This window comes from Moorena sp. SIO4G3, assembly GCF_010692305.1.
Classification (GTDB): domain Bacteria; phylum Cyanobacteriota; class Cyanobacteriia; order Cyanobacteriales; family Coleofasciculaceae; genus Moorena; species Moorena producens_A.
In genome coordinates this window covers 1-8,472 of record NZ_JAAHIG010000368.1, presented here as the reverse complement: position 1 = coordinate 8,472, position 8,472 = coordinate 1, and the positions used below count along the sequence as shown (strand labels likewise).

At 40.4% G+C, this 8,472-nt stretch carries 10 protein-coding genes; 8 read left to right on the top strand and 2 right to left on the bottom strand.

Annotated elements, in window-relative coordinates:
- The 5 genes from F6J99_RS36750 to F6J99_RS36735 form a co-directional block, all read left to right on the top strand.
- Positions 1 to 478, top strand: a 478-nt coding sequence (locus tag F6J99_RS36750) for a hypothetical protein (protein ID WP_293120648.1), incomplete at its 5' end; no start/stop codon positions are given.
- A complete protein-coding gene (locus tag F6J99_RS36745; RefSeq protein WP_293120646.1) occupies positions 475 to 1,599 on the top strand; it encodes a TauD/TfdA family dioxygenase in 1,125 nt (374 codons plus the stop codon). The genes F6J99_RS36750 and F6J99_RS36745, both read left to right, overlap by 4 nt.
- Positions 1,600 to 1,730: 131 nt before the next feature.
- On the top strand, positions 1,731 to 1,973 hold the full coding sequence (locus F6J99_RS36740; RefSeq protein ID WP_293120644.1) for a hypothetical protein: 243 nt from the start codon (positions 1,731 to 1,733) through the stop codon (positions 1,971 to 1,973).
- A gap of 805 nt (positions 1,974 to 2,778) precedes the next feature.
- Positions 2,779 to 2,979 carry a CDP-alcohol phosphatidyltransferase family protein gene (locus tag F6J99_RS45875; protein WP_365975009.1) on the top strand — a complete coding sequence of 67 codons (201 nt, stop codon included), beginning with the start codon at positions 2,779 to 2,781 and terminating at the stop codon, positions 2,977 to 2,979.
- A gap of 610 nt (positions 2,980 to 3,589) precedes the next feature.
- Entirely contained in the window at positions 3,590 to 4,237 is a 648-nt protein-coding gene (locus F6J99_RS36735; protein WP_293120642.1) for a methyltransferase domain-containing protein, read from the top strand.
- A 104-nt stretch (positions 4,238 to 4,341) separates the two neighbouring features.
- Here the strand turns inward: F6J99_RS36735 and F6J99_RS36730 are convergent, their stop codons facing one another.
- Both F6J99_RS36730 and F6J99_RS36725 read right to left on the bottom strand, forming a co-directional pair.
- Positions 4,342 to 5,181: a class I SAM-dependent methyltransferase gene (locus tag F6J99_RS36730; protein WP_293120640.1), complete on the bottom strand. Its 840-nt coding sequence runs from the start codon at positions 5,179 to 5,181 to the stop codon at positions 4,342 to 4,344.
- Positions 5,182 to 5,290: 109 nt separating this feature from the next.
- Positions 5,291 to 5,524 carry a hypothetical protein gene (locus tag F6J99_RS36725; RefSeq protein WP_293120638.1) on the bottom strand — a complete coding sequence of 78 codons (234 nt, stop codon included), beginning with the start codon at positions 5,522 to 5,524 and terminating at the stop codon, positions 5,291 to 5,293.
- 135 nt (positions 5,525 to 5,659) lie between these two features.
- Here F6J99_RS36725 and F6J99_RS36720 point away from each other — a divergent pair, with 135 nt between their 5' ends.
- The 3 genes from F6J99_RS36720 (at position 5,660) to F6J99_RS36710 (ending at position 8,191) form a co-directional block, all read left to right on the top strand.
- Positions 5,660 to 6,508: an aspartyl/asparaginyl beta-hydroxylase domain-containing protein gene (locus F6J99_RS36720; RefSeq protein ID WP_293120636.1), complete on the top strand. Its 849-nt coding sequence runs from the start codon at positions 5,660 to 5,662 to the stop codon at positions 6,506 to 6,508.
- 376 nt (positions 6,509 to 6,884) lie between these two features.
- A complete protein-coding gene (locus tag F6J99_RS36715) occupies positions 6,885 to 7,451 on the top strand; it encodes a class I SAM-dependent methyltransferase (RefSeq protein WP_293120634.1) in 567 nt (188 codons plus the stop codon).
- Positions 7,451 to 8,191, top strand: a complete 741-nt coding sequence (locus F6J99_RS36710; RefSeq protein WP_293120632.1) for a phosphocholine cytidylyltransferase family protein — start codon at positions 7,451 to 7,453, stop codon at positions 8,189 to 8,191. Before F6J99_RS36715 ends, F6J99_RS36710 begins: the two co-directional genes overlap by 1 nt.
- The last annotated feature ends 281 nt before the right edge of the window (positions 8,192 to 8,472 follow it).

Sequence of the window (8,472 nt, the reverse complement as noted above, 5' to 3'; positions counted from 1 at the left end):
CGTTTACTTAGATCTCTATCCCTATCATCAAGAGCAGGCAAAGGGCTATTCTCCCTTTACCCAAGCTGTACAGGTAGCCTATGGGCTCCAGGAGGCTCTCAAGGAAATGGAGGACATGGGTGGGCAGACAGCCAGACACAGCTCTTACACTCAGCGTGCTCAGCAGATTTTGCAGACTTTGCAAAATCTCGGGGTCAAACCGCTCTTGGATGTGGAGGATTATAGCTGTATCCTGACTTCTTTTAAATTGCCCCCAGGCTACAGCTATGAGCAAATCCATGACACCCTGAAAGAATCTGGTTTTGTGATTTATGCGGGGCAGGGGGGATTCAAAAACCAGATTTTCCGGATAGCTAATATGGGCGATATCCAACCGAGTGATCTAGACCGTCTGCTGGATTGTTTTGATATTTTGTTTAAGAATTTAGGATCGAACACCCTGAGTGCTGCAGAAAAGATCACAGGTAATTATTCATGATGATACAATCTATCTCAATCAACGAGAAAACATTGACTATTCACTGGCAAAGTGGTTATGATTCTACTTTCCACTATATCTGGTTGCGGGATAACTGCCAAAGTCCAAAGTCACTTCACCCAAATGGACAACGACTGCTTCAAACAGTCGATATTCCAGCAGATATTCATCCTAGCTCTGTGCAAGTTATCAAGGAACAGTCTCTAGAAATTGTCTGGGTCGATGGACACCAAAGTAGCTACAGTGCTGATTGGTTATATAACCATGTCTATGACATGCCATTGTCTGGCTCCAATAATGAGATGCAAATCCAGCTTTGGAATTGCTCTGTTGACATCAATTCACTCACTTTTGACTACCCAGAAATTATCTCTAAAGAAAGAACACTATATGATTGGCTAGTTGCATTTTGTCAATATGGGGTTGCCTTTCTAAAAAATGTCCCTACTCAATTGGGTGCGGTGGAAAACATTGTCGATCAGTTTGGCTATATACATGAAACTAACTTTGGTCGCATATCTGATGTCAAAATTGTTACTAATGCCACGAATTTAACCTATACAAATGATTACCTGAGTCCTCATACAGATAATCCATATCGTGACCCCGCACCCACATTGATGCTTTTGCACTGCCTTTCGTCGGACGTTGAGGGGGGTGATAGCATCATCGTGGATGGCTTTCAGGTTGCACAAAAACTACGTCAGAAAAACCCTAAATACTTTAAATTGCTAGCATCTATCCCTGTCAACTTTTGCTTTAGCGATCCAAATGTAGAAATCTCCGCCGAAAAGACAATCATACAAGTCAATTGGCGCGATGAGTTGACAGCAGTTTGTTTCCACAATGAATCGTTACAACCATTGCGTATGGATGCAGAATTGATGGGGTCTTTCTATGATGCCTATCGTACCTTCTTCGAAATGATAATGGATGTCAAGAATCAGGTGCAATTCAAGCTACAACCAGGACAAGTATATATGGTGGACAATCGGCGAGTGTTGCATGGTCGCACAGCTTTTTTCAATACAGACAAGCGTCATTTACAAGGATGCTATGCAGGTATTGATGGTTTGTATAGTAAGCTGGCAGTGCTGAAACGACACATTATCGGTACTTAGACATTTTTTAGCCAAAAGCAGCCTCAAACCCATACATAGTAGTAATTTTACTTCACTTTACTTATTTTCTTGATCTACCTGGGTTTCAGGGATTTTTCACTGCTTAGCTTATATCTGTTGGGAAGATTCAAATGGAAGCTATTTTTTTAGATTTTGATGGGGTAATCGTAGATTCTCTTGAAGAATGGTATCACATTGGCGTACTTGCCTATTATGGTATCGATAAAGCAACTCATGATAGTCAACATAAACAATTATACAAAGATAATTGCCATCTACTTTATTCAGATGTGGATGAATATTGTTTGTTGAAAGCCTTAGATAATAAAAATATCAAAAAGTTTGGCTCTTCCGTACTTGTTATGCTAAATTAACAGTTTAGGAAAGGGAGCAGGGAGCAGGGAGCAGTGGCAAGAGGCAGTATGCGCGAAATTTTTGTTAATTAAATAGCCTCATAATCCTGTCTTGATGCAGTCGCTCATGGGGGAAACCACGGCAGTCGCTCATGGTTTGTTCGCGTTCGCCTTTGGCGTGGCCTACGGCCAAGCGTGGCCTACGGCCAAGTTACCGTAAGACAGTTGAGCCTTGTCTTGATGCAATAGCGAGTGGGGGAAACCCCCAAGACCGCGCAAATCACGCTAATCAATAAGTTTTAACCCTTTTCTGCAGAGCCTACCAACCATAAAGGCTCAACGTAATCAGGTTTCGTCTCCGGGGAGACCACGGCAGTCGCTCATGGGGGAAACCCCCAAGACCGCGCTGCCTCCCCAAGACCGCGCTGCCTCCCCAAGACCGCGCTGCATCGCTTGTAGAGTAAGCTTTCGGTTTTTTTTAACTGAAAATTTAGCATACTAGGTACTGAAGAACCAAAAGTTTAAAAAAAACGTAAAGAAGTAAGAGCTAATTTGTAAAGGAAATATTAATAAACCTGAAAACCTGGCTATGATTTTATTTTGGATATTAAATAGTTCAATTTTTATACTTTAGCCCAAGCCTTATCCTACAAGGATTACAGCGAGTTTACAAATCAGCTGTAAATCAAAAATAAGTTGATATTTAAATAATGAAAAAACTATCTTCAGTAAGACCTGAAAGATTTTGGATATGGAATCGACAAGATTCCACAACCGTTGAATAAAAAATGATTATCTTATAAATAAGAAAGGAGTTATAGATATCGTGATTAAACCGAATCACATTACATTATTCAGATTAATTTTAATCCTTATAGCTTTTGTCTCCTGGTATATTGTTAACCCTCAAAAATATCCATATATCGGCATTTTATTCTATATCGCATTTTTATTAGATGCTGTTGATGGGTGGTTTGCTAGAACAAAGGACTTAAAAACAGATGTCGGTAGGTATTTCGATCCGTGACTATATAGCATTCCTAGCTTTATATGTCATTAGTGTTTAAATGGAAATCCTCCCCCTCTGGTTTGTTTTTCTAGCTCTGACAAGAGATTTTATAGAAACATTTGCCAGACAAATCTTAAATTTAAACAGCATTGTGATTGAATACGATGTTATTGCTAATTTAAAATCAGTATATATTAGTTATCCTTTGGTTGCACTTTATTGGTATCAATTTTATCGATTTACCAGTCAATGGTTGTTTATTTTTATTGGTTTGCACATGGTAATATAAGGTCGAATATTGGGTATAATGATTCTGTACAAAATATTTTAAACTTGACCATTTTGTGTTTTGCGAATATTTCAATAGTTACATTAAATACATTAAGACCTGCAAGTGATACTTTTTCTGATCTGACTGCGTTATTCATCCTTATAACTCAATTATTGATATGGGTTTCTGGTATTAAATATTTATGGTATGCTAGGTAATATATCATCATTTTATTTCAATCAAAATAATCACGATAAATAGTTTTACATTCATTCAATGCTGTATAAAAACAGTTGCAAATATGCTATTTTTTTAAAAAAAATATCAGTGATTATAGTGGTAAAAATAGAAGACTTAATGAACAATAATCAACAAGCCCAATTCTTCGCCAAGTGGTCAAAGGGAGGAAGTACTGGTATCCGTGAGATTGAGAAAGAATATGATACTTTAGCTCAAGTGTATGAGGATAAAGTCTTGAATTGGCAGTATGCTTGTCATCAGGTTGCTGCTGAACTGATGGCAAAATTTGTCGCTAGCGATGGCAAAATTTTGGATCTCGGATGTGGAACCGGACTTGCTGGACAAGCTCTTCGAGAACAAGGTTATCAAACCATAATTGGAGTTGACATTTCCCAAAACTCTTTGGACATTGCTAGGGATAAAAATCTTTATACTGCTCTATATAAAGCAGATATACAGCAAGAACTGCCATTTCAAGATCATGAATTTGATGGAATCATTTCCACTGCTGTGCTTACTAATATGGAAACGTCAAATGTGTTGTATAAGTTTTGCCGATTAGTAAAACCGGGAGGATATCTGGTGTTTACAAACCGAGAGGATAAGCACTATCAAAAACAATTCGACGTTACCTTAAACAAGATGGAGTCAGAAGGCATGTTAAAACCAGCCTATCTTTCTCCACCACAACCCTATTTTCCGAATAATCATGATTATGCGGATAAGATCAAGGTTCTTTATTGCGCCTATCAGGTGTGCATTTGATGTCTCTGTGGGCTGTTGCCGAAGCTTGCGCCTTAGCTCATAGCACCGCAGATTCTAAAAGGTCGTTAATTCACGTCCTTATACCAATTAAACGATGGAGGCTCTCAACTCGGTTTCTTGTAGGCATAAACAAAGGTTGTTTGCCCCAATTTTTGGCGCAAACTTTCCCGTTGCTCAAGATAGTGAACGATGCTTCCATCCTTATTCATATTTCCAACTCGCTCCAATGCTTGTTCTAATTCCCCTTGCCTCACCAAAGACCAAGTAGAATCACCATTCCGATAGGTTGGCTTGAGCGGGCCTTCTGGGTCAAGGTAATTGTCACCTTGCATCACAGCATGAATTGGGACAATAATGCCCCCAAAGCAAAAGCCAGCTTGATCCAATTTCTCAGTAATGCATGCTATTGGTGGCATACGTTTAGCGATTCTCGATACCGCCTCTTGAATCAGATCAGCCCACCAAAATCCATCATAAATCTGTGGATGACTGCTGGTATTACACACAAACACACCTTGGGGACGCAGCACTCGATACGCTTGCTCAAACACCTGGTTCAGTTCAGGAAAATTTTCCTGAGCTGCGTCCTCCGAACCCAAGTGATGGAGAACCTGGTTACACATTATCCCATCAAAGGTCTCATTCTCATAGGGAAGATCGAGAAGACTGCCTTGATCTAAGTGAATATTGGGGTCATTGCGGAACTTTTCTGTTGCTTGCGCCAACATTCCCCCATTGAATTCTAGACCCCACAGGCTATTGACTTTGCTCTTCAAGGCTTGGATATAGTTTCCAGTACCACACCCACCATCCAAGATCACCTGCTCTGGCAAAGGACGAGGGTTAGTCGCAAAGCAACCCAATAAAATCTCAACCCCGATTGGGATACGAGTGGTGTCGTAGCTTTTTGATGTATCCTGATAGTTTTCATATTCCTTTATCATAGCTTTGCTTGTAGCATTTTCGGTGCCATAGATGATGTTCTATGTACTAAAAATACCACACTGAGGTATACAATAAATATGCTTTTAAGAGCCTTGCTGAATTAAGCAATTAATAGGAGTGGGGTGGGCATCCTGCCTGCTCGGGAATTGTAACGGGCAAGATGCCCGTTCCACAACAAGATGCCCGTTCCACAACAAGATGCCCGTTCCACAACAAGATGCCCGTTCCACAACAAGATGCCCGTTCCACAACAAGATGCCCGTTCCACAACAAGATGCCCGTTCCACAACAAGATGCCCGTTCCACAACAAGATGCCCGTTCCACCAATATGCCCATTCCACAAGTTTACCCCCCTGCAGGATTGATCAACTTAAAGTTAGCCTCAGAAATTAGATCACATCATTATCCGCTTAACTGTTCAAGGAGGTAGCATTAGGAACGATAATATTATATACAATTAACCATAAATATTAACGATGAAAAAATACATTAAATATATTCAAGACTCTCGGGTTATCGCTAGATTATTAAATGGTGTAGAATCAGAAAATTTAAACAACTTATTTTGGTATGACTTACCCTTAAACTATGCAGTCAGTTGGCGTGGAATTTTCCACATATTTAACGCACACATATTCCAACGAAAACGAGATGCGATCGCTAAAAATTACGACATCAATACTATTTACTATTCCGACAGGGAAGAAGATGGTATCAACCATCCCAACCCTAGTGTTTGGTACTGTAAATCCCTCAACAGTAAACCGTGGTTTTATGATAACGATGAAATTAAATCAACTCTCGAACAAAATTCAGAAATAATTATATCTGAGTACAACAAAATAGATGAATATATGAAAGAACATCCCGATAATGTTAGCTTAATGGGGTCAGGTCAATGGAATGGTATATTTATTTTTTCTACCGGGGGAGAGAAACAAGCTATAGCAAATTTATGCCCAAAAACACTTTCAATAATCGAAAAATTACCCCTTTGTCTTAACTTTGGTTTTGTGCTGTTTTCCCAGTTAGTTTATGATAGTCATATATTGCCCCATAGTGGTTCTTCAAACTTAAGATTGAGATACCATTTAGGAGTGCGAGTGCCCGAACCAGAAAGTGCTAAAATACGAGTAGGGAATGAATGGCGCTTTTGGCAGCAATCTAAAGCTATGGCATTTGACGATTCATTTGACCATGAAATATTGCATCAAGGGAAAAAATCAAGAGTTGTCTTAGTTATCGATGTATGGCATCCTTCATTAAGTGAAGAAGATATAAAAATACTAAGTCATCCAGTTTTTGCAACTTATGGTAAACTGTGAAGGATAAATATTACGTTAGTCAGTTCTGTTGGCGATCGCTTAAACTGGTCAATCAAATAATCCAATCTGAATAATTTATATAAATCTGATATCAAAATTTTAATGTGTTCTCTACAAACACCATATAAGATGATTTCTATCTTTTCCCAAATCATAATTGCTGAATAGAGATGCTCACTCTAGACAAAGTAATACATTAGGGTGTAACATACATATTGTTTTAGAGCTATTTAAAGATTAGACATTGCAGAACAATTGGCACGAAATCTGGAATCGGAGACAGGCTGATGAGGCAGAGCAGCCAACTTTACTTTCTTTGCTGGTTGCAAATGGCTACGATCCTCCCTGGTCATCAGGTGTGCAAGAATCTGGCTGGATGGCTTATGCGAAGCATATCGCGGATCAGCTCAATATCACTTCCAAGGATTCATTGTTGGAAGTCGGGTGCGGTGCGGGTGCCTTTCTCTATCCGTTTTACCAACAAGGAAACCCCGTCACGGGAATTGACTATTCAGCTAACTTGGTCAAGATTGCCCTAGCAGCCATGCCCCAAGCCACGATTAGCGTAGGAGAAGCAATTGATCTACCAAGGGACCGTCAATTCGATGTTGTGGTGTCAGGGGGGGTCTTCCATTATTTCCCAACCTATGAGTATGCAGCAGAGGTCCTCCGGGGCATGGTTCAAATCGCCCAGAAAAGTATCGGCGTTCTTGATCTTCCTGATCTGTCTAAGCAGGAAGCAGCAATCAGTGCCCGGAAAGCAGCCATAGGAGATGCGGAATATGAGCAGAGGTATCGGGGACTCGATCATTTGTACTACAGCAAGGACTGGTTCCAGAAAGTTTTGGCAACTGAGTCAGTTCAGGTAACAACCGAAGATCAGTGCCTGCAAGGCTACGACAATAGCAAATACCGTTTCAATGTCTTGATCCATAAACGCTAATGAAAGTAGAAACAGCCGTTATTCTAGCTGCTGGTATGGGCATTAGACTGCAGGAACTAGGGCAATCGGCTCCTAAAGGATTCCTCCAGTTGGGAGAGCAAGCCATTATTGAGGAATCGATCGAGCGCCTGACTGCCTGCGGTATGCAGCGCATCATCATTGTCACTGGTCATTTATCCGACTTTTATGAGCGTCTGCAGCAACGTTTTAATGATCAGATATTGACGGTTCATAACCCACACTATGCTGAATCAGGTACCATGTATTCCCTCTATTGTGCCCGTGAGCTGATTGAGGGTGATTTTCTGTTGTTGGAATCAGATCTGATTTACGAAAAGCGTGCTTTAACAGCAGTCTTGAACTTTCCTAAAGACAATGTAGTCTTGCTATCTGGCCAAACCAATGCTGGCGATGAAGTCTATGTGGAAACCTCAGGTGAGACAATCGTTGCGATGTCTAAAAATAAGGCTGAACTGGGGAGTCAAATTGCTGGTGAAATGGTCGGTATTTCTAAAATATCCCAGCCTTTGTTTCAAAGGATGTTGGGGCAATCCACCCTAAAATTTAAAACCAGTCTCAAGCTGAATTATGAAACTGATGGGCTGATAGCAGCAGCAAAATCCTATCCAGTTTACTATACGGTGATTAGGGATCTACTATGGGGAGAAATTGATGACCGATACCAGCTTGCCAGAGCTAGAGAGCAAATCTATCCAGCAATTCTCCAGAAAGATGCTTAGTAATGTAAGCATTCAGCTATCAGCTAATGCGCTACGCGCACGCGTGCGCGTTCAGCTATCAGCTTATGTGCTATGGGTTACGTCGCCTGCTTAGGCACTGTTAGCTACCCATAGCGGATTTGGTAGCAAAGGTGATAATGCCAACACCAACAACAACCAAAAAGAAAGCGAAATATACAAAGGTCTTTGAACAAAATGTCTCGCTAACCCCACCTAAATCGAAGATTATAGGTGGGGTTAGCGAGACCAACAAAAAACACTACCTTTTCTTATTCTTTTGA